This window comes from Streptomyces sp. NPDC056527 (assembly GCF_042794475.1).
GTDB lineage: Bacteria > Actinomycetota > Actinomycetes > Streptomycetales > Streptomycetaceae > Streptomyces.
In genome coordinates, this window is the sequence record NZ_JBHTTQ010000012.1 from 75,411 (window position 1) to 101,596 (window position 26,186).

At 72.4% G+C, this 26,186-nt stretch carries 16 protein-coding genes and 1 pseudogene; 6 read left to right on the forward strand and 11 right to left on the reverse strand.

Annotation, left to right across the window (positions count from 1 at the left end; all coding sequences use genetic code 11):
- The first annotated feature begins 50 nt into the window (after nucleotides 1–50).
- From ACFQ7Q_RS09620 to ACFQ7Q_RS09635, 4 genes are all read left to right on the forward strand, one after another.
- Nucleotides 51–1,322: a family 2 encapsulin nanocompartment cargo protein terpene cyclase gene (locus ACFQ7Q_RS09620; protein ID WP_383551766.1), complete on the forward strand. Its 1,272-nt coding sequence runs from the start codon at nucleotides 51–53 to the stop codon at nucleotides 1,320–1,322.
- A 14-nt stretch (nucleotides 1,323–1,336) separates the two neighbouring features.
- Nucleotides 1,337–2,221 (forward strand): geranyl diphosphate 2-C-methyltransferase, encoded by an 885-nt coding sequence (locus ACFQ7Q_RS09625; RefSeq protein WP_383551768.1) that lies wholly within the window; start codon nucleotides 1,337–1,339, stop codon nucleotides 2,219–2,221.
- A 172-nt stretch (nucleotides 2,222–2,393) separates the two neighbouring features.
- A complete protein-coding gene (locus ACFQ7Q_RS09630; RefSeq protein WP_383551770.1) occupies nucleotides 2,394–3,716 on the forward strand; it encodes a cytochrome P450 in 1,323 nt (440 codons plus the stop codon).
- Between the two features lie 79 nt (nucleotides 3,717–3,795).
- Nucleotides 3,796–5,616 (forward strand): ABC transporter ATP-binding protein, encoded by a 1,821-nt coding sequence (locus tag ACFQ7Q_RS09635; protein WP_383551772.1) that lies wholly within the window; start codon nucleotides 3,796–3,798, stop codon nucleotides 5,614–5,616.
- Between the two features lie 22 nt (nucleotides 5,617–5,638).
- Here ACFQ7Q_RS09635 and ACFQ7Q_RS09640 read toward each other — a convergent pair whose 3' ends face one another.
- From ACFQ7Q_RS09640 to ACFQ7Q_RS09655, 4 genes are all read right to left on the reverse strand, one after another.
- The gene (locus ACFQ7Q_RS09640; protein ID WP_383551774.1) at nucleotides 5,639–6,430 is read right to left on the reverse strand and encodes a hypothetical protein; all 792 of its coding nucleotides are present in this window, start codon (nucleotides 6,428–6,430) and stop codon (nucleotides 5,639–5,641) included.
- A gap of 200 nt (nucleotides 6,431–6,630) precedes the next feature.
- Nucleotides 6,631–7,692 (reverse strand): trypsin-like serine peptidase, encoded by a 1,062-nt coding sequence (locus ACFQ7Q_RS09645; RefSeq protein ID WP_383551776.1) that lies wholly within the window; start codon nucleotides 7,690–7,692, stop codon nucleotides 6,631–6,633.
- Nucleotides 7,693–7,745: 53 nt separating this feature from the next.
- Nucleotides 7,746–13,355, reverse strand: coding sequence for a trypsin-like peptidase domain-containing protein (locus ACFQ7Q_RS09650; RefSeq protein WP_383551778.1), 5,610 nt, complete (start codon nucleotides 13,353–13,355; stop codon nucleotides 7,746–7,748).
- Between the two features lie 133 nt (nucleotides 13,356–13,488).
- Nucleotides 13,489–14,385 (reverse strand): DNA/RNA non-specific endonuclease, encoded by an 897-nt coding sequence (locus ACFQ7Q_RS09655; RefSeq protein ID WP_383551780.1) that lies wholly within the window; start codon nucleotides 14,383–14,385, stop codon nucleotides 13,489–13,491.
- A 106-nt stretch (nucleotides 14,386–14,491) separates the two neighbouring features.
- On the opposite strand from ACFQ7Q_RS09655, the gene ACFQ7Q_RS09660 reads away from it, so the two are divergent.
- The gene (locus ACFQ7Q_RS09660) at nucleotides 14,492–15,304 is read left to right on the forward strand and encodes a caspase domain-containing protein (RefSeq protein ID WP_383551782.1); all 813 of its coding nucleotides are present in this window, start codon (nucleotides 14,492–14,494) and stop codon (nucleotides 15,302–15,304) included.
- A 21-nt stretch (nucleotides 15,305–15,325) separates the two neighbouring features.
- Here ACFQ7Q_RS09660 and ACFQ7Q_RS09665 read toward each other — a convergent pair whose 3' ends face one another.
- Together ACFQ7Q_RS09665 and ACFQ7Q_RS09670 are read right to left on the reverse strand one after the other, a co-directional pair.
- Nucleotides 15,326–18,331, reverse strand: coding sequence for an AAA family ATPase (locus ACFQ7Q_RS09665; RefSeq protein ID WP_383551784.1), 3,006 nt, complete (start codon nucleotides 18,329–18,331; stop codon nucleotides 15,326–15,328).
- A 204-nt stretch (nucleotides 18,332–18,535) separates the two neighbouring features.
- Entirely contained in the window at nucleotides 18,536–20,233 is a 1,698-nt protein-coding gene (locus tag ACFQ7Q_RS09670) for a S8 family serine peptidase (protein ID WP_383551841.1), read from the reverse strand.
- A gap of 576 nt (nucleotides 20,234–20,809) precedes the next feature.
- Between ACFQ7Q_RS09670 and ACFQ7Q_RS09675 the strand changes: the two are divergent.
- A pseudogene (locus ACFQ7Q_RS09675) lies at nucleotides 20,810–20,956 on the forward strand (IS5/IS1182 family transposase); the annotation flags it as partial.
- A 66-nt stretch (nucleotides 20,957–21,022) separates the two neighbouring features.
- On the opposite strand, the gene ACFQ7Q_RS09680 reads toward ACFQ7Q_RS09675, so the two are convergent.
- The 5 genes from ACFQ7Q_RS09680 to ACFQ7Q_RS09700 all read right to left on the reverse strand — a co-directional run bounded on the left by ACFQ7Q_RS09680 (nucleotide 21,023) and on the right by ACFQ7Q_RS09700 (nucleotide 26,148).
- Nucleotides 21,023–22,087, reverse strand: a complete 1,065-nt coding sequence (locus tag ACFQ7Q_RS09680) for a methyltransferase (RefSeq protein ID WP_383551786.1) — start codon at nucleotides 22,085–22,087, stop codon at nucleotides 21,023–21,025.
- 88 nt (nucleotides 22,088–22,175) lie between these two features.
- Nucleotides 22,176–23,003 (reverse strand): helix-turn-helix transcriptional regulator, encoded by an 828-nt coding sequence (locus tag ACFQ7Q_RS09685; protein WP_383551788.1) that lies wholly within the window; start codon nucleotides 23,001–23,003, stop codon nucleotides 22,176–22,178.
- Between the two features lie 166 nt (nucleotides 23,004–23,169).
- Nucleotides 23,170–24,069, reverse strand: a complete 900-nt coding sequence (locus ACFQ7Q_RS09690; RefSeq protein ID WP_383551790.1) for a GNAT family N-acetyltransferase — start codon at nucleotides 24,067–24,069, stop codon at nucleotides 23,170–23,172.
- Nucleotides 24,070–24,250: 181 nt separating this feature from the next.
- Nucleotides 24,251–25,144, reverse strand: coding sequence for a hypothetical protein (locus tag ACFQ7Q_RS09695; protein ID WP_383551792.1), 894 nt, complete (start codon nucleotides 25,142–25,144; stop codon nucleotides 24,251–24,253).
- Nucleotides 25,141–26,148, reverse strand: coding sequence for an SPFH domain-containing protein (locus ACFQ7Q_RS09700; protein ID WP_383551794.1), 1,008 nt, complete (start codon nucleotides 26,146–26,148; stop codon nucleotides 25,141–25,143). Before ACFQ7Q_RS09700 ends, ACFQ7Q_RS09695 begins: the two co-directional genes overlap by 4 nt.
- Nucleotides 26,149–26,186 lie beyond the last annotated feature (38 nt).

Consider the following 26,186-nt stretch of genomic DNA (forward strand, 5'->3'; position numbering starts at 1 on the left):
AGCGGCCCGTGCCCCGGGCACCCCCCACCCACCTCACCAAGGAGCTACGGATGCCCGATCCGGGGCTGTCCCCTCTGCAGTCGAGCCTGCCTGCCGCCGCCACCGGCTTCGGGGCCCACATCATCGAACACGCCCGCACCCTGGCCACCGGTCTCGGACCCGTCGCAGAGGCCGGGGCCGCCGTCGAAGCCGAGGCCGCCGCCGACGTCGTCACCCCACCCGCCTCACCCACCCCCGAGTTGGACCGGATCCTTCGCGGCCCCACCGGTCTGGGCACGTCGAGCCTGTATCTGGGGCGGCGCGAGGAGCCTACGGCGCCACCGGCGCCCGAGGCTCCGGTGGAAGGCACGCCGATCCCGGGCCTGTACCACCACCCCGTCCCGGAGCCGGACCCGGTGCGCGTGGAGGAGGTCAGCCGCAGGATCAAGGCCTGGGCACTGGACGAGGTCGATCTGTACCCCGACGACTGGGAAGGCGAGTTCGACGGCTTCTCCGTCGGCCGCTACATGGTCGCCTGCCATCCCGACGCCCCGACCGTCGAGCACCTGATGATCGCCACTCGGCTGATGGTCGCCGAGAACGCGGTCGACGACTGCTACTGCGAGGACCACGGCGGCTCGCCCATCGGCCTCGGCGGGCGCCTGCTGCTCGCGCACACCGCCCTCGACCCCTTGCACACGACGAAGGAGTACCAGCCGCGGTGGGAGGAGTCGCTCCACGCGGACGCCCCTCGGCGCGCCTACCGCTCCGCCATGGAGTACTTCGTCCAGCAGTCCACCCCCTCCCAGGCGGACCGGTTCCGGCACGACATGGCCCGGCTGCACATGGGATACCTCGCCGAAGGCGCCTGGGCCCAGACGGACCACGTGCCCGAGGTGTGGGAGTACCTGGCGATGCGGCAGTTCAACAACTTCCGCCCCTGCCCCACCATCACGGACACCGTCGGCGGCTACGAACTGCCCGCGGACCTCCACGCGCAGCCGGCCATGCAGCGCGTCCTCGCGCTCGCCGGCAACGCCACCACCATCGTCAACGACCTGTACTCGTACACCAAGGAACTCGCCAGCCCCGGCCGGCACCTGAACCTGCCCGTGGTGCTCGCCGAACGCGAGGAGCTCTCCGAGCGGGAGGCGTACCTGAAGGCGGTCGAGGTCCACAACGACCTCATGCACGGCTTCGAAGCCGAAGCCGCCGCCCTGGCCGCCGCCTGCCCCGTCCCGAGCGTGCTGCGCTTCCTGCGCGGAGTCGCCGTGTGGGTCGACGGCAACCACTACTGGCACCAGACCAACACCTATCGATACAGCCTGCCCGATTTCTGGTAAGAACGGAATCATCTGTGACCAGCACCGACTTCACCACCGTCAACGGCACCTCCGCCTTCGTCCCGGGACCGGCGACGCCCTATCAGAGTGACATCGCCCGTTACTGGAACAACGAGGCCAGGCCGGTGAACCTGCGCCTCGGCGATGTGGACGGCCTTTACCACCACCACTACGGCATCGGCGACGTCGACCACACCGCCCTCGGGGACGTCGAGGACAGCGAGTACGAGAAGAAGCTGATCGCCGAGCTCCACCGTCTGGAGTCGGCGCAGGCCGAGGTCCTCCTGGACCACCTCGGCTCCATCGGGAGCGAGGACACGCTCGTCGACGCCGGCTGTGGCCGGGGCGGCTCGATGGTCATGGCGCATCAGCGATTCGGGTCCAAGGTCGAGGGCGTCACGCTGTCGGCCAAGCAGGCCGAGTTCGCCAACCGGCGCGCCGAGGAACTCGGCATCAAGGACCATGTGAACGCCCGCGTGTGCAACATGCTCGACACGCCTTTCGAGACCGGCCAGGCCGCCGCCTCGTGGAACAACGAGTCGAGCATGTACGTCGACCTGGAGGACCTCTTCGCCGAGCACTCCCGTGTCCTCGAGGTCGGCGGACGCTATGTGACCATCACCGGCTGCTGGAACCCGCGGTACGGCCAGCCCTCGAAGTGGGTCTCCCAGATCAACGCGCACTTCGAGTGCAACATCCACTCCCGTCGTGAGTACCTGCGCGCGATGGCCGACAACCGTCTCGTCCCGCAGGCCGTCGTCGACCTGACCCCCGCGACGCTTCCGTACTGGGAGCTGCGCGCCACCTCCTCCCTGGTCACCGGCATCGAGGAGGCGTTCATCAACTCGTACAAGGACGGCTCGTTCCAGTACGTCCTGATCGCGGCCGACCGCGTCTGACGGACCGCCGCACCGCTGACCGAAGGGGTCGGGCCCGCCGGGACCCGGCCCCTTCGGCACGGCCGGTGCCAGAGCCCGGAGCCCGCGCGCAGGCGCCGAGGCGGTCTGTCGCCTCCCGCGCCCGCACCCCTACAGTGCGTGACGACGCGCCGTCGCCGAACAGGAGCAGACCGTGGCCACCCCCGCCCGCCCGTCCTCCCTCCCGAGCCCTCCCTCCCCGGCTCGCCAGGTACCCGAACTGGATCCCGCCCTGGTCGCGAAGTGGCAGGCCGGGGGCGGGGAACTCGTCGACCTCTTCGTCGAGGCGCGCGAACGCCTCGGCGGCGTCGCCGCGTTCCGGCTCGGCCCCCGCCCCACCGTCCTGATCACCGCCCCCGAGGCCGTGCAGCACGTGCTCGCGCTCCGTCCCGACCGGTACGTGAAACGCTCGCACCGCGCCCGACTGCTCATCGGCGACGGTGTCCTGGCCGCGACGGGCGACGCCTGGCAGCGCCAACGACGACTGCTGCAGGCCCAGTTCACCGGCCGGGGAATGCGCCGCTACGAGCAGCGGATCACCGACGCAGCCCGGACCGCCGCGGCGCGCTGGGACGCGTACGCCCGTACCGGGCAGGTCTTCGACCTCGGCGAAGAGATGCGCCGCTTCGCCCTGGACACCATCTGGCGGTCCCTGACCGGCCATCCCCTCGACCCCGGTACGGAGCGCGAACTGGCCGCCGTACCCGCCGTGGTGGCCGCGCTGCCCAGCCTGCCCGCCGACACCGCCGCGGCTCAGGGCGCCGTCGCCGACGAGCTCGCGAGGATCGACGCCGTGGCGAGCCGCGCCATCGCCGCCGCCCGCGACGGCGAGGCCGGACCCGACGGCCCCGGCCTGCTCCACCTCCTCGTCGAGGCGGCCGGAACGCGCCCCGAGTACACCGACCGGCTGATCCGCGACGAGCTCGTCACCCTCCTCGTCGCCGGTCACGAGACCACCGCCACCACGCTGACCTGGCTCTACCTTCTGCTTGACCGATACCCGCACGCGCGGGAGCAGGCACTCGCCGCGGGCGCCGACGGTTCACCCGAACGGCGGCAGGCCGTCCAGGCGCTCGTCAGCGAAACCCTGCGCCTGTACCCGTCCGCATGGATGCTGCCGCGCTGCGCGGCGGAGGACGACCTCCTCGCCGGATACGAGATCGAGGCCGGCACCGACCTGTTCGTCTGCCCCTACCTCACGCACCGGGACCCCGGACTCTGGGAAGACCCCGAGCTGTTCGACCCGGCGCGCTTCACCACCCCCGGCAGGCGCCCCGATGCCCCGGGAAGCTACCTGCCGTTCGGCATCGGGCCCCGGGCCTGTCTCGGCCTGCAGTTCGCCCTCCGCGAGTCCACCGTCCTCCTCGAACACCTGCTGCCCGCCCACACCCCGCGCTTCCGCTCCACCCCGACCAGGACGGTGTACGGCATCACGGTCCGCCCCGACGGCCCCACTCCCGCGACGGTGGATGGCTAGAAAAAACGCTTGGACCGCGCGGGTGCCCTCACGGGACACTGCGGATCCTGTCCTACAGGTCCGACAAAGCAGGGTTGGGATGGGATTGCCTGAATCGCGCAAAGGTTCACCGGGCAAAGGTCCGGTGCTCCTCGCACTTCGTTACTACGGGCGGGAGTTGGCCCGCCTCCGATGGCTGACGCTGCCCGCCATGCTGCTCCCCGCACTGGGCAACATCGGAATCTTCTACATCGCGCCGCTGGTCGTCGCGAAGCTCGTCGGCCGGATCGTCGGCGGCGGCCGCACCGGCATCGGTTCGATGCTGCCGTACGTCCTCGGCTTCGCCGGTGTGCTGCTCCTCGCCGAGCTGCTCTGGCGCATCGGGCTGCACTGTCTGAACCGTCTCGACGCCCGTGGCATCGAGCAGCTGTACGTCATCGGCATGGACGAACTCTTCGCCAAGGACGCCGCGTTCTTCCACGACAACTTCGCCGGATCGCTGACCAAGCGGGTGCTGAGCTTCGCCTCCCGCTTCGAGGAGTTCGTCGACACGCTGACGTTCTCGGTCATGGGCAGCTTCGTGCCGCTGGTCTTCGCCTCGGTGGTGCTGTGGCAGTACGAGCCGCTGCTCGTGGTCGGCCTCCTGGCGATGATCACACTGGCGGCGCTGTGCGTGACGCCCCTGATCCGCCGCCGTCAGGCGCTCGTCGCCCAGCGGGAGGAGGCGATCGCCCGGGTGTCGGGTCACGTCGCGGACAGCCTGATGAACATGGACACGGTCCGGGCGTTCGCCGCCGAGGAGCGTGAGGCCGCCGAACACCGGTCCCGCGTCGCGGAGTCGCGGCGCCTCACGCTGCGTTCGTGGGACTACGGCAACCTGCGCATCGACACCCTGGTCGCGCCGATGTCCGTACTGACCAACACGCTCGGTCTGCTGCTCGCCATCGCTCTCGGCGCGGGGAACCACGGCGTGGAGGCGATCATCGTCACCTTCACCTACTACGCGAACGCGACGCGGATCATGTTCGAGTTCAACCAGATCTACCGCCGTATGGAGAGCTCGATGACGGAGGCGGCGCAGTTCACCGAACTGCTGCTGACGCCGTCGACCGTGCTCGACCCGGTGCATCCGGAGCCGCTGCAGTCGGAGAAGTCCGTCGACGTGCGGTTCGAGCAGGTGACCTTCTCCCACGCGGGGGCACAGCCGCTCTTCGAGGGTCTCGACCTCGCCGTCCCCGGCGGGGCCAAGGTCGGACTCGTCGGCCGCTCCGGCGGGGGCAAGACCACGCTCACCCGGCTGCTGCTGCGGATGACGGACATCGACGCCGGCCGCATCCTGATCGGCGGACAGGACATCAGCAGACTGTGCCAGGCCGACCTGCGCAGTCTGATCGCCTATGTGCCGCAGGATCCGGCCATGTTCCACCGCACCCTGCGGGACAACATCGCCTTCGCCCGGCCGGACGCCACCGACGCCGATATCCGCCGAGCGGCCGAGGCGGCGCACGTGACCGAGTTCGCCGACGCGCTTCCGGAGGGCTTCGACACCATGGTCGGCGAACGTGGCGTGAAGCTGTCCGGCGGGCAGCGCCAACGCGTCGCCCTCGCCAGGGCGATCCTGCGGGACGCGCCGATCCTGCTCCTGGACGAGGCGACCAGCGCGCTGGACTCGGAGAGCGAGCTCCTCGTCCAGGACGCGCTGTGGCGGCTCATGGAGGGCCGCACGGCGTTCGTGGTGGCACACCGTCTGAGCACGGTCGCCACCATGGACCAGCTGGTCGTCCTCGACCGGGGCCGGATCGTCGAGCAGGGCACGCACCAGGAACTGCTCGCGACGGACGGCGCCTACGCGAAGCTGTGGCAGCACCAGTCGGGCGGCTTCCTCGACGACACCGCCGTCCGGGCGGCCGACCTGCTCTGACACCGCGCCCGGGGCGCGAGGGCTAGAGGTTCAGGCACACCACGAGCAGGCAGAGCTCCGACGGCCTCGTCGCCGCCGGAGCCGCCGGCGTGGTCGGCGCGGCGCTCGGCTGCGACGCTCCCGAGTCCGCCGCGGCGTCGCCGGAGCCGTCGGTCGCGTCCGGGGCCGCGGGCGCTTGCGTCTGCGCGGGGCTCGCGTCCGAGGGGCCGGTGTCCGGGGAGCCGCTCCGCCGCTGTGTGGCCGGCTTCGCCGCCGTGGGAGGTGCGGAGGCGGTCTCCGGCAGGCTGTTCGGCGGAGTGGTGCGGAGGGAGGCCGTGCTGTGCTGTTGCCGCGGGAGGTCGGGTGCGGCCGGCTGTGTGGAAGGGGTGGGCGCGGTGTCCTGCGGCGCGGGCGGTATCGACGTGGGGAGCGGGTACTGTGCCGCCTCCTCGCCGATGTCCGTGCCCGGGTCCTCCGGCGCCGTGGCCGCCTGTGCCCGCTCGCCGCCCTGCCGGTCCATCGCGGATACGGTCAGGCCGCCGCCCACCAGGGCGAACGCGGTCGCCACCACGGCCCGGCGCCTGCTCTTGCGCCAGCGTGCGCGCTGGCGGCGCCGCGCCGCCCGCCCTTCGGACGAGGGCAGTTCACCCATGGGATCCCCGGACGGGTCCTGCCACGAGCCCTCGTCGCGGTCGCCACCCACCGCCGCCGTGGTCGAGGCCGGGACGAAGCGGCCGTGGTCGGTGATCGGGGCGATGTCCGGGGCGTAGGCGCCGCACCCGGGGCACACCAGGGCGCCGTTGAGATGCCGGCGACACGAGGAGCAGTAGTCCATCTCGGGTCTTCCTGAGTTGACATGCCGCCGGCCCCACCGGGCCGCGGTTCGGTCGCGTTCGCGAACGGGATCGAGCGCCACGCAACGCTAACGAAGCCCTCGAAAGGCTGTGCGCAGCCTGTGTGAGGCTCCTGTGGGGATTCGCCGGGTGGCTGCGACGGGCTTGTGTCGAGTCGCGGCAGATCGTGCGGGGGCGCGTTTCAGACCCAGTTGACGTCCGCCCGGGCCAGCAGGGGATCGTCGACCAGCTCCCAGAGCGGTACGGCGAAGTTGCCGAGGCGGTAGCGGCCGCCGAAGTGCAGGCCGAGGACGCGGTGGTCCGTCAGGTCGAAGACCGGGGAGCCGCTGTTGCCGCCCAGGGTCGAGCAGTCGTGCTTCATCACCTGACCGCCGGGGGTGAACTCCGTCGCCGTGCCCGGCTGGAGCCGCTTCACGTTGTAGACGTCCATGAAGATCCGGCGCATCGACTCGGGTTCGTTGCGGCGGCCGTCCCAGGCCGGGTAGCCGATCACGTACACCGGTCGGCCGGGAACGTTCGCGGGTGCGTCGGCGGCGACCGCGAGCGGGGTGGGGAGCGCGCCTCCGTCGGGCGGGGCGACCCGGAGCAGCGCCATGTCGACGTCCGGGTGGATCCCGATCACCTCGGTGATCTCGTACGGGGGCGGGCCGCCGACCGGCTCCGGGGTCGCGGACAGCTCCTCGCCCGGGTCGACGCGCGCGGACATGCCCTGCTGGAAGGACCAGCCGGCGCCCTCGGCGCGGCTGAACTCCACGGCCACGTGCCGGTTGGTCATCACCGTCCGCGGACCGACCAGGAAGGCCGTCCCGACCCAGTCCAGGCTCGGGTGGCCGGTCACCTCGACGCGGCCCACGCGCGCGATCGAGTCGCGGATCGCCGCCCGGCCGGCGTCGAGCACGGACCAGTCGCCGTCCTGCGCCGCGAAGTCCTGCCCCTGTACCAGGATCGCGGGCCGGCCCTCCAGGAGGACGATCGCCTCCACACCGAAGTACTCGTCCTCGTCGATCTCGTCCGCGCGGCCACCGGCCAGCTTCTCCAGACCGGTGACACCGGCCTCCAGGACCCGGGCCCGTTCCTCCTGCGCGAAGCGGGAGATCTGGCCCGCCGGAGCCTCGTCCGGCGGCAGCTCCTCCACCGACTCGGAGATCTCCGCCTCCAGGTGCCCGCGCACCCGTGCGGCGACGCCCCGCAGATCGTCGAAGACCCGCTCGGGCTCGGTCGCGACCGGTGATCCGTACCCCATCTCCCGCCACCTCCTCCTCAGTTCCTCACGAGGCAAGCCTCATACGGCAGTTCTCACGCGGCCCACTCGTGGTCCCGTGGGACCGTGGCCGACTGCGCTCGGGTGATCTCCTCGTACAACTCCACGCTGTTCTCTCGCAGATGGGCCAGAATCCGGCTCATCTGCGTGCCGACGTTCACGAACGCCGTCTTCCTGCCCTGGAAGTCGACCTCCTCCATCCGGCGGGTGCCGCGATGGAGCGCCACCACCGTCCAGTCGTCGGTGAAGACCGGTGAACCGGAGGAACCGCTGCGGGTGTCGGTGAAGTAGCGGACGTCGCGCTCGTCCGCCTGGAAGACCAGGTTGTTGCGCAGCGCGACCCGCTTGGGCTGTCCGCCGGGGTGCTGGATGATGTTCACCGCGACCGGTTCCGTACCGTTCAACAACAGCGGCGCGGTCGCGATCCGCAGAATCGGCCGGGGCGGGAGCCCTTCCGAGAGCCGCAGGACCGCGAAGTCGAGCGCCTCGTCCCATGCGAGCAGGGCGCCCGCCGTCACCTCCTCGGTCTCCGACTCGTCGGCGCCGTAGTCGAAGCGCGAACGGGAGTTGGCCACCTGGAGCCGGAGATCCTCCTCGGCCACCTGCGGCCGTGAACCGGGCGAGCGGGTACGGGCGTTCACCACATGATGGTTGGTGATCAGCAGCCCCGGCGCGATGATCCAGCCGGTACCCGCATGCGGGTAGGCGGGCTGCTGGGGACGGCCGGACTCGTACGGCGGGACCTTCAGGCGCGCGACCGAGGCGCCGGCCAGGACGCCACCGTGCAGGAACTCGAACGGCACGGTGTCGTCCCGGAAGATGATCTCCTCCTTGGTCTCGCCGGGCATCATCTCCGGCGGCAGGTCCGGCTCCCCGGCGGCGTCGCGCGCCACGTCGTCCAGCGCGCGCTGGAGCACGGTCAGCGGCCCCGCCTCGACGGTCTGGGCGATGGCGTTGCGCAGCCAGATCTCCAGCGGCACCGTCCCGTCGATCAGCCGCTCCACCTGGTTCATCGTGTGCAGGTCGGAGTGGAGCTGCCGCAGCGGGGTGTCCATCGTGGGCAGGCTCGCCCGGAAGTGCGCGGTCGTGCCCGCGAAGAGCAGCGGCCGTACGGTGTTCTCGGCGAGCCCCGCCTCCAGTGCGGCGTTGCGAACCCGTACGACGTCCTCTGCGGAGAGGTACGGATCCGTGCGCACCGCCGCTTCGGCCGCGCCCGGCGGCAGCTGCGACCACAGCCCCGGACCGCTCCCGCCGCCCGTGCCGGGTTCCGTGAGCGGGCCGCGTGCAGGGGAACCCGCGTCCATGGCGGCCGCCACCCCCTCGACCAGATCGCCGCTCCGGTCGCGGAGCATGAGCGCCCGCCACGCCAGGCTGTCCAGTGTGCCGCGCCGGTGCGCCTCCCACAGGGCCTGCTCCACCGTCGCGTACGGCCCGCCGGGCGAGGGAAGGTCCGGCGAGCCCACGGCGCGGGGCACCGCACCACCGGCCGAGGGCTCCTGGGGCGAGCCTCCCGCCGCCGATTCCAGGATCCGCGTCAGGGGTTCGCGCAGCTGGGGCTCGTCGATCATGGCGGTCTCGATCCAGCGGGCGAGGGCGTCGACCACCGCCTCGTCGTCGGCCGGGAGACCCACGAGCCGCAGGGTGTGCTCCAGGAGCTGCGGATCGACCCGGGACGCCGTGGCGGCCGCGGCCCGGGCCAGGGCCGGCTGCCGGGCCAGTTCCGCGTCCGGCATCCCGCGCAGGGCGCCGGCGAGGCGGGCGTCCGTCTCGGCGGAACCCTCGTCGGAGAGCACCGCCAGCCGCGACCTGGCCACCAGGACGCCCATCGACTCATGGGCGAGGCCGAGGCCGGCCGCCAGGTCCTCCGCCTCCTGCAGATCGCGGTCGGCGTCCGCGAAGTCGCCTTCGTCCTGGGCGAGACGGGCCGAGACCTGGAGCAGCTCCAGCTGCGTCTCCGAGCACCCGGCCTCCTCTGCCCGGTCCACGGCCGCCTCGGCCGTCTGCCGTGCCTCGGCCAGCCGTCCGGATCTGGCCAGCGTCTCCACCAGGAGCCCGTGCAGCCTGGTGCACGGCGTCCAGGGCCGGCGCTCCGCCAGCCGCTCCGACGCGGCCTCCACGTACCCCTGCGTGAGCAGGTCCTCCACCTCCCGGGCGGCGATCCGCTCCCAGTCCTCCTGGTCGGCCTCGGCCATGATCCGGTCCGGCACGTGTCCGCCGATCTTCCCGAGCAGGAAGGCGGCCGAACGGGCGGGCATGTCCCGGTCCGCTCCGACCAGGTGTCCGGAGACGCCCGACTCCCAACGCCGTTCCACCGCACGGGGGTTCTGGCCGAGACGGAGCCGGTGGTAGATCTCCTCCGCGCGAGCGACGGGGCCTTCGCGGGCGGAGTAGAACTCCACCGCGCGGTGGTCGACGGCCCGCATCAGATCCGTACGCGCGCTGTCGGACAGCCGCAGCATGATCGAGCGCAGGTCCATGCGGTGCCGTACGGCCTGCGGCCCCGCCGACTCCATCAGGTCGGCCCGCGAGACCAGCCGTCCGAAGAGGGAGCGGGCCTCCTGGGGCGAGGAGACGTGAAGCCCGGCGGGCTCGGCGAGGACGTCCTGGATCAGGTCCGGGGTGATGACCCGCAGGGCCAGACCCGCCTGGACCAGGGTGCGGACCGCGTCGTCCGCGATGTGCTTGAGGATGCGGTCGTACAGCGTGCCCTGGATGAGCATCTGGTCGACCTGGTGGTGGAACCAGCGCTTGCGCGAGGGCAGGCTCGACAGGAGGTCGCCGAGCGACTCGGACCGCGCTCCCAGGATCACGGCGGTACGTGCCGCCAGCTTCAGGCTGAGCGGATGGCCGCCGACCCGGTCGGCGAGGTCCTGGGCGACCGCCTCGTCCTCCACGCCGGAGGCCATCAGCAGGTCCACGGCGGCCTGCTGGTCCAGTTCGCCGAGTTCCATGGTGCGGGGGGTGAGGACCCTGGCGGGGTGGTCGATGGGGGCCCGCCCGGAGACGATGTACCGCAGCCGGGGATAGGCGGCGCGCAGGGCGGTCCAGATCGCCCACATGCGGCCGATGACCGGCGAACCCCGGTACTGCGCCTCCTCGAAGGAGTCGAGGGCGATCACCAGCGGGGGGTCCACGGTGCCCGCCGGGCCGCGCACGGCCTCGGCGACGAGTTCGGCGACCTGCCGTGCGAGCTCCTGTTCGCGGGCGCTGGCCCGGGAGTGGAACCCGGCGGAGTAGTCGCGGCCGAGGGTCGCGCGGGTGGTGGACAGCTGGAACAGCTCGTCCATCTGGTTCCGTTCGCCCCGCTGGGAGGCCGCGGTCTCCTCGCACTCGTCCGCGAGCGCGTCGAACGCGGCACGGTGGCGGGGGTACTGGATGCCGAGCTGGCGGGCGAACTCGGCGATCATGGTGGCGGGTTCGTGGATGGAGAGCGTCGGCCGCTCGAAGTCGACGAAGACGAAGGGGAATCCGGCGGACGCATCGCGGAGGCTCTCCACGAGGAACTTGGCGAGCAGCGTGCTCTTGCCGACGCCGCCCACGCCGTGGATGAGGACGGGTGGCTCCGCCGGCTCGGCGGGCAGGGCGATGTAGGCGCGCAGGGAGTCGAGTTCGCGCTGCCGCCCGTGGACGGTGTCCTGGATCAGCCGCTCCAGCGGCTGGAGCAGACGCGCCCGCTCCAGCCGGTGCTGTATGTCGTCGACGTCGGGCAGGCCGGTGGTGCCGGGGACCCGGCTCAGCCACAGCACGGCCTGAAGCGTGTCCGCGAGCGCTTCGACGTCGTGCGGCCGGCCGGGGGCGGGAGGGGAGCCGTACGGGTCGGCAGCGACCGCGGGCGCGTCGGCAGGGGTGTCACGCGGGCCGGACGCCGCGCCGGACAGGCCCGAAGGCGCCCCGGACAGTTCCCGAGCGACCGCGGACACCGCGGGAGGCTCGGCTGACACGTCCGGAGCGACGGCGGAGAGGCCGGGCGCCGTCCCGGACCTGTCGGGAGCGGGGCGGTACGGCTCAGGAGCGACCGCCGCGGACACGCCGGTTGCGGCGCCGGACGGGGCGGGTGCCGCGCTCGACGGGTCCGGAGCGCCCGGAGACACGTTCGGAGCGTTCGGGGACACGTCCGGAGCGGCCGGGGACACGTCCGGAGCGGCCGGGGACAGACCTGGTGCGACCCCGGACAGGAGGGCGAGCGCGGCGCGCTCGGGGCCCGGCCCTTCCGGGACGAGTCCGATGTTGGCCTCCAGGGCGCGCCGGGCTGCCTCCGGGCCCGCGAGTCCGCTCAGCGCCAGCTCCCGGATCTCCGGCTTCAGGGTCCAGGACGGGGACGGATGCGAGGGCAGGGCGGTGCAGTCGTCGACGAGGGCCAGGGCGGCCCGCCCGGTGGCCCGGCTCTCGTCGGGCAGCCGCAGCCGGGTGGGGTCGAACGCGTCGAGCAGGCAGGCCGCCTCCCGGTAGGCGGTGCGCAGTTCGGGGGGTGCGGGCGGCGGCGACCCGGTCGTGTCCCGCATGGCCCGGTGGAGCACCCCGGTGAGGTCGCCGCCGGGGGTGAGCGAGCGGGAGAGCCGTACCGTCTCCTCCACCGCCGTGCACACCCGGCGCATGTAACTGTCGACGGAGCCGGGCGTGTCGACCGCCCGGAGGACCTCGGTCACCGCCACGTCCACCAGGGCCGGTATCGCGGTGGCGTCCGACGCGGGGCGCTCCTGGGTGAAGAACTCCCGGAAGAACTCCCGCAGATCGTCCTCCCCGACCGCACGGGCCGTGTCGCGGCACTCGTTCTTGCGTATGTCGTAAGGGAGTTGACGCATCGTGGGGGAGTAGCCGAGCAGCACGAGGCGGGGCACGGCCGCCTTCCGTACCGGTGTGTGCTCATAGACGGCGAGCGCCAGTTTGCCGATGCAGTCCCAGACGTCCGCGTTCGGATCGAGCTTGTCGCACTCGTCGAGGACCAGCCAGAACTGCTCCTCCGCCGCGGTCGCCCGGCTGACGATCCGGTGCACCGCGTCGTCGATCGCGGGCAGTGGATCGTTCAACTGTGTGGGATTCAACGGCATTCGGTCCGCACCGGGAGGCGCCACGAAGTCGTCGAGCCGCTCCACCAGGCGCGCGGCCGTCGAGGTGCGCGAGAGCGTGACCCGTACCGGACGGAAGCCGCAGTGCTGTCCCAGATGCCTGATGAGGTGGTACGAGTACGAGCGCCCGCTGTCGGGCTCGCCGTCCACGACCAGGACCGTCTGCTCCGGGTCGGCGACGAAGGCGCGGAGCTTCTCGCGCAGCTCGTGACGGTCGATGAACACCTCGGTCCCGTTGGCGAGGACGAGGGTGCGGAAGGGGTCCTCGGCGGAGTGCAGCACCGCCTCGTCCTCCCGCAGTCGCGTCAGCAGGATCCTCGCCTCGGCGTTGCCCGCCCCGGTGAGGCCGTCGAGTCCGGCCAGCACGTCGAGCAGCCGACGCTGGTGGGCGACGTCCCGGCGCGCCGCCCTGACGACCAGCCGCGCGTTCTCGTCGCGGTCCGGAGTGAGCTCCAGATCCGCGACGAAGTCCTGCGAGAGACCGCTGTGCCGCAGTCGGGCGAGGGGATCGGGGGTGTCGAGAAGGTACTCCCGCACCCAGCTCGTGACGAGTCCCCATTCCGTTTCGCTGAGCGGCATACGGCACCTGCCCGGCCGTCCCTCCGGTAAGCCGGGGACGGACTGACTGACTGACTGAAACCTGCCAGAACAATCGTTTCACCAGGCAGGGACCGTGGCAAACGGGCGATCCGCCGACGGAGCGGCGGCCGGGTCAGCCCTGCATGGAGATGTCGTCGAACGACTCGAGACGCCGCCAGCGGTCCTCCGGCGCCCGCGTCGCCGGCATCAGATCGACGTCGGGCAGCGGCCCGAACTCCAGCTCGGTGATCTCCGCGACGTCCGAGACCGGCACCTGGTACGTCCGGAACGGGCCGAGCGGCGGCGGCGCGCCCGCTTTCGCCCCGGCGAGCGCGCGCTCGGCGTCCCGGCTCAGATCGGGACTCTGGTCGAGGACGTACGCGGTCGAGGCCAGCGCCCCGTCCTGCATGAACGCGGCCACCTTCCAGAAGCGCAGCGGCACCTGCACACCCCGGTAGGGCGGGTCCGAGTCGTGCAGCACCGGACCGGTGAGCACCGTCAGCCTCCGGTCGAACTCGGCCGCATGGTCGAGCAGATAGTTCTCCAGGCCCTGCCAGAGCTGCTTTCCCTGGTTGAAGACGTCCGACTGCGGGGCGGCGTTCGTGTAGTGGAACGTGTCGGTGTTGGCCCGGCCCGCCACCGCCGGCGTGCCCCACACCGGATCGAGCCGGCGCACCAGATGCCCGCGGTCCAGACTGTTGTTCCGGTAGATGTCGTTGCCGGCCTGATGCTCCTCGGGCAGCCGCGGATCGAACTCCCATACGTCGTCCCGGGGTACGTCCTCGGCCAGTTGCGCGCCCTCGATGCAGACCGCGGTCGAGGCGGCGAGCCGGCGGTCCGGCCGGAAGACCACGGTGAAGTGGGTGTACGGCAGCGTCAACGTCTCCACCGAGGAGCGGACGGGCAGGGGGAGCGGCACGACGGGACCGAGGAACTTCTCGTCGTATCCGGTCCGGTCGGCGAGCGAGTCTCGGCGGGGTCCACCCGCACGGGGAGGCGGTGGAGAGGACGGGGGATCGGTCTGTTTCATACGATGTAAGTACCGCGCATGAAGGGTCGCGCTCGGCACCGGGCCGCAGGCCACTCGATCAGCCGCCCCCGGAGCCTCCCTCCCTCACCCCCCAAGGAGGCACCCCATGCCAGCCGGACTGTCCATCCACATAGGCCTCAACAAGGTCGACCCCGACGCCTACGACGGCTGGGACGGCGCCCTCGTGGCCTGCGAGAACGATGCCCACGACATGGCCAGGATCGCCCGCGCCGCGGGCTTCTCCGACACCGTCCTGCTCACCGCCGACTGCACCGTCGACAACGTCACCGCCGCGCTGCGCCAGGCGGCGGCCAAGCTCGCCCCCGACGACATCCTGCTCTTCACCTACTCGGGGCACGGCGGACAGATGCCCGACGTCACCGGGCCTGACGACGAACCGGACCAGCTCGACGAGACCCTCGTCCTGTACGACCGGCAGTTCCTCGACGACGAGCTGCACCAGGAGTTCAGGGGCTTCGCCGACGGCGTCCGGATCTTCGCCCTGCTCGACTGCTGCCACAGCGGCAGCGCCATCGAGCTGCCCGGCGCATCCCTTCCCGAGACCGGCGTCCGGCTGATGCCCGTACCGAAGCAGCAGGAGATCTTCGAGCGGGACCGGGAGTTCTTCGAGGAGCTGCAGCGCTCCCTCCGGAAGGCGTCCCCCGACGGAGAGACGGCGGGACCGCCCGCGATCCTCATCTCGGCCTGCCAGGACAATCAGGTCGCCTCCGACGGCCCGGTCAACGGAGCCTTCACCGAGGCGCTGCTCGGCGTCTGGGACGAGGGCGCCTTCCGCGGCGGATACCGGCCCTTCCACCGCGCGATCCAGGGCAAGCTGCCCGCCTCGCAGAGCCCGAACCTCTACACGACGGGAAGCCCCACGTCCGAGTTCCTGGGCCAGAAGCCGTTCACCGTGTGACGGTCGGCCCTCCGACGCGCGTCAGCCGCGGAGCGCGGTCGCCAGCTGCGCCCGCGAGCGGACGTCCAGCTTCTGGTAGATCCGGGTGAGGCGCGCCTCGACCGTCTTCACGCTCAGATACAGCTTGGCCGCCGCCTCCTGGTTGCTCGCCCCCTGTCCCACCAGATGGGCCAGCCGCAGCTCCGCGTCCGTCAGCGACGAGAGCGCCGACGGGGCGTCCTCGCCCGAGGGCGTCTCGCTCGTCAGGGCCAGCCAGGGGGCCGCGCCGGCGCGCTCGAACACCACCGCCGCCGACTGGAGTGCGCCGTGCGCCGCCGACCGGCGACGGCGCCGCCGCTCCACGCGGGCCAGCGCGATCAGCGCCCGCCCGTGCTCCAGCGGCAGCCCGGCCTCGGCGAACCGCTCGGCGGTGCGGGCGAGCAGCTCCGCCGCCTCGTCCGTCTTCCCGCACGCCGCCAGGTACTGCGCGTACGCCCGGTCGCAGCCGAGGAGAACGGTCGTACGGCCGAGCCGCTCGGCGACCGGACGTACCTCGGCCAGCAGCTCCGCCGCCTCCCGCGCCGCGTCGTTGGCGAGCAGCGCCTCGGCCAGCTCCTCGTGCCAGCGCAGCATCGACGGGTCGACGGTCGACTGGGCCCGTTCGTTCGCCTGCACCCGCCGCAGGGTCTCCAGGGCCGAGGCGACGTCGCCGTTGACCAACTGGACGCGGCCCAGCGCGTAGAGGCTGCGGGAGAGGAAGACCCGGTCACCCTCCTCCTCTGACGCCTGGACGCTGCGCCGGGCGTAGCTCGCCGCCCGCCCGAAGCTGCCGCCGGCCGTCTCCGCGAGCGCCAGCGTGTACCAGGCGGGGCCGGGGGAGAGACCCGCCTCCAGGGTCAGCGCCAGGGACTGACCGGCATGGACGAGCGCCGCCGGGCACGCCCCGATCCGGGACTCGATCGCGGCGAGCGTCGAGAACAGCTCGATGGTGTCCTCCACCGAACCGCGCCGCTGCACCAGCGGGAGAAGGGCGTTCAGCTGATCACGGGCGTCGATCAGCCGGTCGTCGAAAAGAGCGTGACGGATCGTCAGGATCTGGGCGGCGTTGCGGATCCCGAGCGGGCGCTCGGCCATCTCCAGACCGCGGGCCTGGGCGAGCACCGACTCCGCGTCCGAAGCCCCCAGTGCCCGGTCCATCCGCGCCTGTACGGTCAGGGCCTGGGCGGCCGTCCGGGGGTCGCCCACCGAGGCGGCCTGCGCGGCCGATTCGACGGCCGCGGCCCGCGAGCGCAGCGGATCGCCGTCCGCCAGCACGTACTTGACGGCCAGTCGGAGCAGCACGCCCGACCGCAGCGCGGTGTCGCCCTCGGAATCCTCCATCGCGTGTACGTACATCTCGTCGAGCCCGGTGAGGCCCTGGCCGGCCGTGTCGAGGACGGCGAGCCTGGCGCGCACCCGGTCGGAAGGGGCCGCGTCCCGTGCCAACAGGTCGGTCGCCGCCCGCATCGCGAGGTCGGCCCGGGCGGCCCGGGCAGCCTCCTCCGCCGCGTCGACGAGTCGCGTGATCCGCTGAGCGCCGTGCTGGACCGGGGTCGACTCGGCCGCGAGCAGGGCCAGTTCGGCGGCGAGCGCGCTGTTGCCCCGGCGCCGGGCGAGATCGGCGGCCGCGGCGACCTCGGCGGCGAGGGCCTCGTCGGGGATGTCGGTGGCCAGCGCCCGGTGCCGTACCGCTTCGACGGAGTCGTCGACGACCCCGGCGAGCGCGGCATGCCCGGCGCTGCGCTCGGCCCAGCAGGCGTCGTGGACCAGGGTGGAGGGGAGCAGCCCGGCCGTGAAGGCGACCGTGCCGTCCTCGGCGAGGGAGACCAGGTCGGCACGCTCGGCGGCCGCGAGGTCGGCCTCCGCGTTCGGCCGCCCGGCCCGGCGTATCAGCGCCGCCGTCGGACGCAGCGCGAGCGCGGCGAACAGCAGCGTCTCGCGGACGTTCGGCGGCGCGGTGCCGAGGAGCTGCCGGGCCAGGTCGCGGGCCCGGCCGGAGAGCGTGAGCGCCTCGGCGTGGTGCACGGGGGTGCGGGCGTCGGCCAGCGAACGGCCCACCGCGAGCGCGAGGCGGGGGTTGCCGCCGCTCGCCTTGTGGATGCGCCCCGCCATCCGGGACGGCAGCCGGTGGTGGATGAGCAACGCGGCGATCTCGTCGGCGTGCAGCGCGGGAACGAGCAGGATGTCGGCCTCCGACGGCACCCACAGATGGGTGTCGTGGACGTCCTCGGAGCCGTACGCCTCCGGGGTCTCGACCGCGACGACCCGCAGCGCGGGCGGGGCGAGATGGAGGGCGAAGCGCAGCAGGTCGGCGCTGTCCGCGTCGATGTGCTGCACACCGTCGACGACGAGCAGGGCGGGGCCGCGGGCGGTGAGGGCGCGCAGGATCTGGGCGATGCCGAGACGCAGGGCGATCGGGTCCCATCCGCCGTCGTGCAGCGGCGCCTCGCGGCAGAGCATCGCGACGGCGGTCCGCTGTGGCCCGGGCAGTCCGTCGAAGACCCCCGAGGTGGTGACCGGGCCGACGGCCGTGCGGAAGGCGCCCGGGTCGTGGGTGGGTCCGAGGGTGTCGCCGCCCGTGGGACCGCCGTCGGAGGCGGGCTCGGCGCGGGGCGCGGGGATCTCACGGGGGCTCGCGGGGCCGGTCTGGCCGGTCGCGGCGGAGGGTGCCGTCGGGCCGGCGGGGGGCATCGTGCCGGAGGCAGTCATCCCCGGCCAGGTCATCGTCGAGGCGACCGAGGCCACGAGCGCGGCCGCCACCGCGCCCGGGATGTCGCGGTCGGCCGGAAGTGTCGGCAGCCACAGGACCGTTTCGCCGCGGGACTCGGCGCGGGCCGCCTCCGCCAGGGCCACCTCGGTCTTGCCGACGCCCGCGGGTCCGGTGAGCAGGGCGCGTCCCCGGGTGTGCAGCACGCGTTCGAGCCGGGAGAGCAGTTCCTCCCGGCCCACCGGTGCCGGAGGACCTCCCACGCCCGCGGGGCGCAGGGGGAGGTGCGGCGCTGTCGTCACGTGTCCACCACCCTCCGGCCCTCGGGCCCTGCCCGTGAGCCCCGTGGGGCAGAGAATACGGAGCGTACGCGCGCAGTCCAGGCCCCTTGTCCGGCATTCGGACAGCCGGCCTCGATGACCACGCCAGGACGCGCCCGTGGTGTAGACCACGAGCGCGTCGCTGACCAGCAATGATGCTGATGTGGGGGGTGGTTCAGGTGGGAACTAGAAGGTGAGGTTCCACGAGTCGATGTAGCCGGTGTCACCCGACGCCACGTCGCGGACCTGCAGCTTCCAGGTTCCGTTGGCGACCTCGCTCGACGCGTCGACCGTGTACGTGGTCACGACGTTGTCGGCGCTGTCGGAGCCGCTGGACGCCTTCAGGTTGCGCACCGTGCCGTCGGGGGCGATCAGGTCGATGACCAGGTCCCCGCGCCAGGTGTGCTTGATGTCCACGCCGACCTTGAGGGCGGCGGGGGCATTGCCGGTGCGGCCGGTGACGGCGATCGAGGACGACACGGTGGTGTTGTCGGAGATCGTCACGTCGGTCGCGTTGGTGAAGACGTTGCCGGCCGGCGGCGTGGTGGTGGTGACGGCGTCCACGGTCTTCGCGGAGTCGGCGATGCCGGTGCCGCAGCCGCCGGTGCAGGTGCCGGGCAGCGGACGGGCGTTGGTCTTGATCGCGGACTCGATCTCGGCCGGGGTGAGGCCGGTCTTCGCCGACTTCAGCAGGGCGGCCAGGCCGGCGATGTGCGGCGCGGCCATCGAGGTGCCCTGGTAGGGCTTGTAGTTCTCGGCCGACTGGGTCGTCGCGCCCGAGTTCAGCGTGGAGTAGATGCCGTTCTCGGGGGTGGTGACGGTGCCGGGGGTGTCGGTCGCGCGGCGGGTCTCGCCGCCCGGGGCCGCCACGTCCACGATGGAGCCGAAGTTCGAGTAGTACGAACGGTTGCCCTCACGGCTGGTCGACGCCACGGTGATGACGTTCGAGCAGTTCGCGGGCGTGAAGCCGGACGCGTTGGCGTTGCTGTTGCCCGCGGCGACGACGACGGTGGTACCGCGCGAGACGGCGCCGTTGATCGCGTTCTGGTAGACGCTCGGGCAGGTGGAGCTGGCGCCGCCCAGGCTCAGGTTGATGACCTTCGCCGGGGTCGCGTTGGCGGCGACGCCCGGCACGGTGCCGCCGGACGCCCAGGTGATGGCGTCGGCGATGTCCGCGGAGGAACCGCCGCACTTGCCGAGGACGCGCACGGGCTGGATCTTCGCGTTGTACGCGATGCCCGCGATGCCCTTGGTGTTGTTGGTGACCGCGCCGATGGTGCCGGCCACGTGGGTGCCGTGCCAGGAGGAGTTGGAGGCCTTGGAGCCGACACCGCACTCGTTGTCGGTCGCGTTCCAGTCGCCCTCGTCCTTGGCGTCCGCGTCACGGCCGTTGCCGTCGCGGGCGTCGGCGGAGGTGGAGATGAAGTCGTAGCCGGCGACGACGTTGGTCGCCAGGTCCGAGTGGGCCGCGTAGCCGGTGTCGATCACGGCGACGGTGACACCGGAGCCGGTCGTCTTGTCCCAGGCGGGCGGAACGTTCATGCCGCCGGTGGCCTCGAAGAGGTCCCACTGCTTGCCGTAGTCCGTGTCGTTCGGGGTGACCGCCATCGCGTACGCGCGGATGTCGGGCTCCACCGAGGCGACCGAGGGGTCGGCGCGGAAGGCGTCCATGACCTCGGTGACGTCCTGCTTCGTGGCGCTGTCGCCCAGGTCGACCAGCGCGGCACCGCCGGCGAGGCGGCGCTCGAAGGAGAGGCTCTCGCCCGTCTCGGCGCCCTTGGCGGCGGCGTCGCTCTTGGCGGCGGCGTTCGAACCGGCCTCGGCGGTCTTGGACTTGTAGGTGACGATGACCTTCTCGACCGGGGCGCTGGGGAGCGCGGTCATCGTCTGCGAAGCCGGAGCCGGCTTCGGGGTCACAGCGGCCGGGGCGGCGGCGAACGCCCCGGTGGAGGTGGCAGCGGCGCCGACGATGGCGGCACTCGCGACCACGACGGATATGACTCTCCGCCTGGAACTGTTCAAGGTGTTCCCTTTCGAGCACGACGTAGGTGCGGAGCAGTGGCGGCGGCGCGGGAACGGGGTGCGACGTGGGGTTGCGGTCCGCCGGTCCCTGGGCTTGGGGGGCCCGTGCGCCGCCACCGGCGCGACGGCCCGGGTCAAGGCCGTCACCGGCGGACACCACCCTCGTCCCCTCATGCACCTGACAGGCGACCTGATCACCTGCGGGGGGCGTGGTTCGGGGGATGGGATCTGCCGGTGCGGCAGACAGTAGGGAAAGCCGAGATGAACCCGATACGGGGAAAACCCTTGTCACCCCCCGAGGGGGGTGGGGGGAGGGTGAGGGGGGCGTACGGGGACGGCAGGGAGGCGCCCTCGCGGGAGGGCATCACCGCGGTGCGAACGCGGTCGGGCGCGGGCGACGTTGGTGGGGTCGACGAGCAGAAGGCGGACGCCGCTCCCCGGCCCCGCCGATCGCCCCACTCCTTCCGCCGTGACCGGCGCTACCTGCGACAACGCCGGATCAAGCACACCATCCCCGAGCAGAAGAACCAGAGGGCCCACCGCGAGCGACGCGGTGGCCGCGGCGGCCGGCCCACCGGAATCGACGGGGTGGCTGCGGCGGCCGGCCCACCGGATTCGAGGTGACGGGAACCTGCGGCGCGCAGCCTGCCGTCAGGCGGCCACGACCTCGATGAGGGAGAACGGTGCGGCCTCCGTGAGCGGGGTGACCGATGTGAGGGACAGGCCCGCACGGCGGCACACCTCCTCGAAGTCCTTGCGGGTACGCTCCCTGCCGCCCACGTTCACCAGCATGTTGAGGTCGCTCAGATAGGTGACTCCGCCGTCGGTGACGTCGGCATCCGCGCTGGTGTCGACGACTTCGGGAAGCACGGGTTCCACGATCAGGACGAGGCCACCGGGCGGCAGCACCTCGCGGCAGTGGCTCAGGATCGTGACCACCTGGTCGTCCGTCCAGTCGTGCAGGACGCTCTTCATCAGATAGAGATCCGAGCCCTCGGGAACCGAACGGAAGAAATCCCCGGCGATCAGGGAGCATCGTCCGTTCAACCCGTGCCGGGCCATCGTCTTCGGCGCCTCGGCCAGACCCTCCGCCGTGTCGAAGACCACACCGGTGAGGCCCGGATGCGCGGTGAGGACACCGGCCAGAAGGGTTCCGTCGCCCCCACCGACGTCCGTGACCGTGGTGAACCGGCCGAAGTCGAAGGCGTGGGGCAGCGCGGCGGCGGTCTCCGAGACGGCTTGGCTCATCGCCGCGTTGAACTCCGCGGACAACTCGGGGTGCTGGGCGAGGTGGCTGAAGAAGTCCGTGCCGAAGACGGCGTCGAACGCGACGTCGCCGGTGCGGACACTGCCGTCCAGGTGCTCCCAGGCGCGTACGATCGCCGGATCGGTGAACATCTCCACGAACGACGTGAGCGAGTCGGGTCGACCGGGGGCGAGGAGTGCGCCCGCGGGGGTCACGGAGAAGGAATCGGGGGCGTGTTCCCGCAGCAGGCCGAGCCCGGTCAGGGCGCGCAGCAGCCGCGTCATGGGCTGGGGTTCGGCTCCGGCGTCGACGGCCACATCGGCGGCCCGGCGTGGCGTATCGCCCACCAGCTCAACCACCCTCAAACGGACCGCGGCGCGCAGGGTCTGCGCGGCCATGCTCCCGAACGCGAGCCGGACGATCAGATCGCGGTCGGCCATGCCTGCCGCTCGGACATCGGTGTTCGCCACAGGTGCTTTCCAATCTTCGTGTGGTGGTACGTGCATGAACCGGCATGGCCCTCGTGCGGGTGGCCGGTCTCCTTGGTGGGGGCACGGGTCAGCGGGCGGACGTGGTCCTGCCGGCCAGAGCGCCCGGCGTGCACCCGGCGAGGGCCAGCACGTCGCGATGGAGATGGGGCTGGTCGGCGTATCCGCACGCCAGGGCGACGTCGCCGGCGCTCTCGCCCGCGCGGAGCGCCCGGGCAGCGTGGTCGAAGCGGACCAGCATGGCGGCACGCTTGGGGGTGAGGCCGATCTGGGCGCTGAACCTGGACCACAGCCGCTTGCGGCTCCATCCGGAGGACGCGGCGAGGTCACCGACCCGTATCCGGCCTCGACGGGCCACGATCGTGTCCCAGGCGGCGGCGACCTCGGGCGACATCGTCGGTGCCCCTTCAGCCCGCTTCGTGAGGAACTCGTTCGTCAGCGCGAGGCGTTCCTGCCACGTCGTGGCGTCGGTCAACTGCTCGCGGAGGCGTCGCTCGTGCCGCCCCCACAGGTTTTCGAGGGCGGTGACAGACCCGTCCAGTTCGCGCGGGGAGACGCCCAGCAGTGCATAGGCGGCCCGGGGTGACAAGCACACTTCGACGCACTCGACACGCTCGCCACGGATGCGGGCCGGGCCGGGCGACAACGAGGCGACGAGGCTCCTCATGGGCTGATGCCCCGTGGCACACTCCACCGAGAACGGGTTGCCCCCAAGCTCGATGACGACGACCACCGTGGGCTGGGGGAGCACCCGCATATCCAGCCCGGCGGCGATGCGGTTGCGGAATCCGGCCATCCGGACGCCGTCGAGGGATGTGCCGCCGAGGGGATGGGCGACCTCCCAGCCGTTCTCGGCATCGCGATCCATGAGGGTGACCCCCACTTCGTGTCTGCGCATGGCTCTACCGTCGCCGACTTCAGAGGTCCTGTCTTGTACGAAAGTTCCGTGGGTTCGCCCGACGGATCGGACCGGCTTCGCCGGGCTGTGCCTTGTGCGTGCTGGTGAGCGGTGGTCCGATGCGTGCCGGGGTGCCGGGGCGCAGGCCTGATCCGCCGGACAGGACCTAACCCAGTTCGAGGGTCGTCACGCCGAAGACGCGTTCCCGCGCCACCGGGCGGACCGCGCCCGTGTACATGCGCGCCGTCTCGAAGGTGGGCTCGAGACCCCGCTCCTCGGCGAGCCGGGCGGCGACGGGGTTGACCTCGGGAATGTCGATCGCGATGCGTGGTGAACCGAAGGCCCGCGCCTCCTGCGACAGCGCGTCCAGCAGAGCCGCCGCGTCGGCGGGGGTGTCCGCGAACAGGGGCCCGATGCGCGCCTCGTCCTCGGCGGGCCGCACCACGCCGTATCCGGTGAGGCGGCCGTCGGTGATCCGGGCGAGCGCGCGATGGCCCGGAGTGGTCAGCCACATCGTGAGGAAGCGCGGGCGGTCGGCGGGGTGGCAGGCGCTGTCGTACGCGGCGAGGGCGGCCGGGTCGACCTGGGAGGCGGGGACCACGTCCGACGTGGGGGCGCCGGATCCGACGGGCTCACCGACGACGGGAGGGGCGGCCGGGGCGGGTTCACCGACGTACCGGGCCGTGCGGTACGCGAGGGAGAAGCCGGAGCGGCGGTAGTTGTCCTGCTGGTCCGGCACCCCGTCGAGGCCGACCGTCCGCTCGCCTGCGTGCGCCAGCGCGGCGCGCCAGGTCGCCAGTCCGTGGCCGAAACCGCGCAGGTCGGGACGGACGAGGTAGAAGCCCAGGAAGGCGTACCGGTCGCTGTAGTTGACCACCGAGACGGCGGAGACGGGCTCCCCGTCGATCCGGCCGAGAAAGAACCCCTCCGGGTCCTGAGCGAAGAACGCCGGTGCGTCGGAAGCCCCCGGGTTCCACCCCTCCGCCGCCGCCCAGGTACGTACGATCTCCCAGTCCTGGAGGGTGGCCGGGGCGATGAGGAGGGTGTCGGGGGCGGGGGAGGGCATGGGTGTTCCTTCGACTGCCGGTGAAGCACGGGGCGGTGGGGGGCGAACCGGACGAAGCGGCCCGATCCTAGCGAGCACGACGGGGCCGGAGATCAAGCGCCGACCATTTCCCGCCACGACGCGCACAGCCGCCCCTGCCGGACCGCGCCGGGTCACTCCGCGCCGGGCTGGTCGCCTCGGCTCACCCCACCAACCGCAGCGCCGTGCGCGCCACCCCCACCCGTACCGTCTGGCCCCACGTCAGTTCCAGTGCGTCCGACTCCATCCCGTCGCCGAAGGCGACCAGGCGGTCCGACTCCACCGTCAGGCGGAGGGACTGCCCGGCGCTCAGCACGCCCTCCACCCGCGTCGTGCCGGTCGTGGGGGACGGCCAGGCCTCGCGGACGAACCAGGCGAGGCGCGCGTCCGTCGGGACAGGCAGCGGCAGGGGGCTGGAGCTCTGCTGCCAGAGCGAGCGGAGCCAGCCCGTCGCGCCCGTGCCCGTACCGACCAGGACACCCGACGACGCCTGCGGCTCGGTCGCCGGTTCCGGGTCCTCGACGGTGAGCGTGTAGCGGGCGGTCTGATGGCCGGGCGGGCCTAGATAGATCTCGTTGAGGGCGAGGAGCCGCTGTGTGTCGTCGGTGACGGCCTCCACCATCGTCAGCTCGTCCGCCCCCGTCCGATCCACCGCCGCCAGCAACGCCCGCGCGTCCGACGCCCGGTGACGTACCAGGACGCCAGCGTTCCGCCCGGGGTCGGTGTCGATCCCGATGACGGGCTGGCCGTCCAGGTACTTCGCGACGTTGGCGACCAGCCCGTCCTGCCCCACCACGACGACCACGTCCTCGGGGCCGAACAGGAAGCGGTCCAGGTCCGCCCGCTCCACCCGGGCCTGACGCCACTGCAGAGGCACCGCCGCCGCCACCTCCGCGAGCGACCGCCGGTTCCGCTCGTGCCGCTCCCGCACGTCGTCGATGCCCCGGCCCCGGCTGGAGAGGAAGAACGCGGCCTGCCCGTGCGTACCGTGGCGGGCGAGCAGCGCCTCGTACTCCGTCGTGCGGTGCACGAGCACCGCGCGCGGCGCCAGGCTCACGACGAGGTCCCGCCGCCACCGAGCCTCGCGAGGAGACCGGTCAGCACGTCGGGCGAGAGCGTCAGCTGCTCGATCCGGGGCAGGTTCTCCGCCGCCCGGGTGACCGCGAGCGCGTGCAGCGTCGCCGCGTCGACCTCCCCGTGCACCCGGAGCCAGGCCGCCTGTGCCGCCGCCCGCGCCTCGCCGACCTCGCGGGCCGCCTCCGCCTCGGCCCGTGCGAGCCGGACCTTCCGCAGCGCCTCCGCCTCCGCCCGTACGGAGTCGGCGGCGGCGCTCTCCTCCGCCTCGCGGCGTGCGTTGGTGCCGCGCTGGTCGACGAGCCGCTCCTCCTGGCGGGCCAGTTCGATCTTGCTGGCGAGCTCGTTCTCGGCGATCGTCCGCTCGCGTTCGACCGCCACGGCCCGCCGCTCGTAGGTGGCCCGGTCGGCCTCCTGCTGGATCTGCTCACGCGCGGGCGTCCGCAGCGCCCGCTCGACCTCCGGCTCCGGACGGATCGCAACCACCCGTACCGCCACCACCTCGATACCGGTGGCCGGCAGCCGTGGCTCGGCCGCGAGCCCGTCCGCGATCCGGTCCCGTACCGCTGCCACCCCGTCGACGAGCGCCGCGGCGAGCGGGGTGCGGGCCAGGACGTCGAGAGCGTGCTGCTGCGCCGTCTCGGTCAGGAGCGTCGCGATCTGCTCCAGCGGCGCGCCGCGCCAGGCGCCCGTGTCCGGATCGATCGAGAAGTCGAGCCGGGTGGCGGCGGCTTCCGGCTCGCCGATCCGGTACGTGACGGTGGACTGCACGCTCACGTCCTGGAAGTCGGCGGTCCGCGCGTGGAAGGCCATGGCCAACTCCCGGTCGTTCACCGGAACCTCGGAGAGCGCGGCGGACAGGGAGCGGTACCAGAAGCTGAGCCCCGTGCCGTCGTGGACGAGGCGTCCGCGACGGTGGTGGCGGATGTGCGCGGTGGGTGCGGACCGCAGATGGCGCCAGCCGGCGCGGCGGGTGATGTCGGCCATGGAGAACTCCCCCTTGTCGTCATGCTGACGATAGGGCT

What these genes read in the sequence shown, in the direction of transcription:
- ACFQ7Q_RS09635 (WP_383551772.1), top strand. Translation starts at nt 3,796, where the DNA reads ATGGGATTGCCTGAATCGCGCAAAGGTTCACCGGGCAAAGGTCCGGTG.
- ACFQ7Q_RS09670 (WP_383551841.1), bottom strand. Translation starts at nt 20,233, where the DNA reads ATGACCGCGCTCCCCAGCGCCCCGGTCGAGAAGGTCATCGTCACCTAC.
- ACFQ7Q_RS09660 (WP_383551782.1), top strand. Translation starts at nt 14,492, where the DNA reads ATGCCAGCCGGACTGTCCATCCACATAGGCCTCAACAAGGTCGACCCC.
- ACFQ7Q_RS09655 (WP_383551780.1), bottom strand. Translation starts at nt 14,385, where the DNA reads ATGAAACAGACCGATCCCCCGTCCTCTCCACCGCCTCCCCGTGCGGGT.
- ACFQ7Q_RS09700 (WP_383551794.1), bottom strand. Translation starts at nt 26,148, where the DNA reads ATGGCCGACATCACCCGCCGCGCCGGCTGGCGCCATCTGCGGTCCGCA.
- ACFQ7Q_RS09690 (WP_383551790.1), bottom strand. Translation starts at nt 24,069, where the DNA reads ATGCCCTCCCCCGCCCCCGACACCCTCCTCATCGCCCCGGCCACCCTC.
- ACFQ7Q_RS09650 (WP_383551778.1), bottom strand. Translation starts at nt 13,355, where the DNA reads ATGCCGCTCAGCGAAACGGAATGGGGACTCGTCACGAGCTGGGTGCGG.
- ACFQ7Q_RS09685 (WP_383551788.1), bottom strand. Translation starts at nt 23,003, where the DNA reads ATGCGCAGACACGAAGTGGGGGTCACCCTCATGGATCGCGATGCCGAG.
- ACFQ7Q_RS09640 (WP_383551774.1), bottom strand. Translation starts at nt 6,430, where the DNA reads ATGGACTACTGCTCCTCGTGTCGCCGGCATCTCAACGGCGCCCTGGTG.
- ACFQ7Q_RS09645 (WP_383551776.1), bottom strand. Translation starts at nt 7,692, where the DNA reads ATGGGGTACGGATCACCGGTCGCGACCGAGCCCGAGCGGGTCTTCGAC.
- ACFQ7Q_RS09620 (WP_383551766.1), top strand. Translation starts at nt 51, where the DNA reads ATGCCCGATCCGGGGCTGTCCCCTCTGCAGTCGAGCCTGCCTGCCGCC.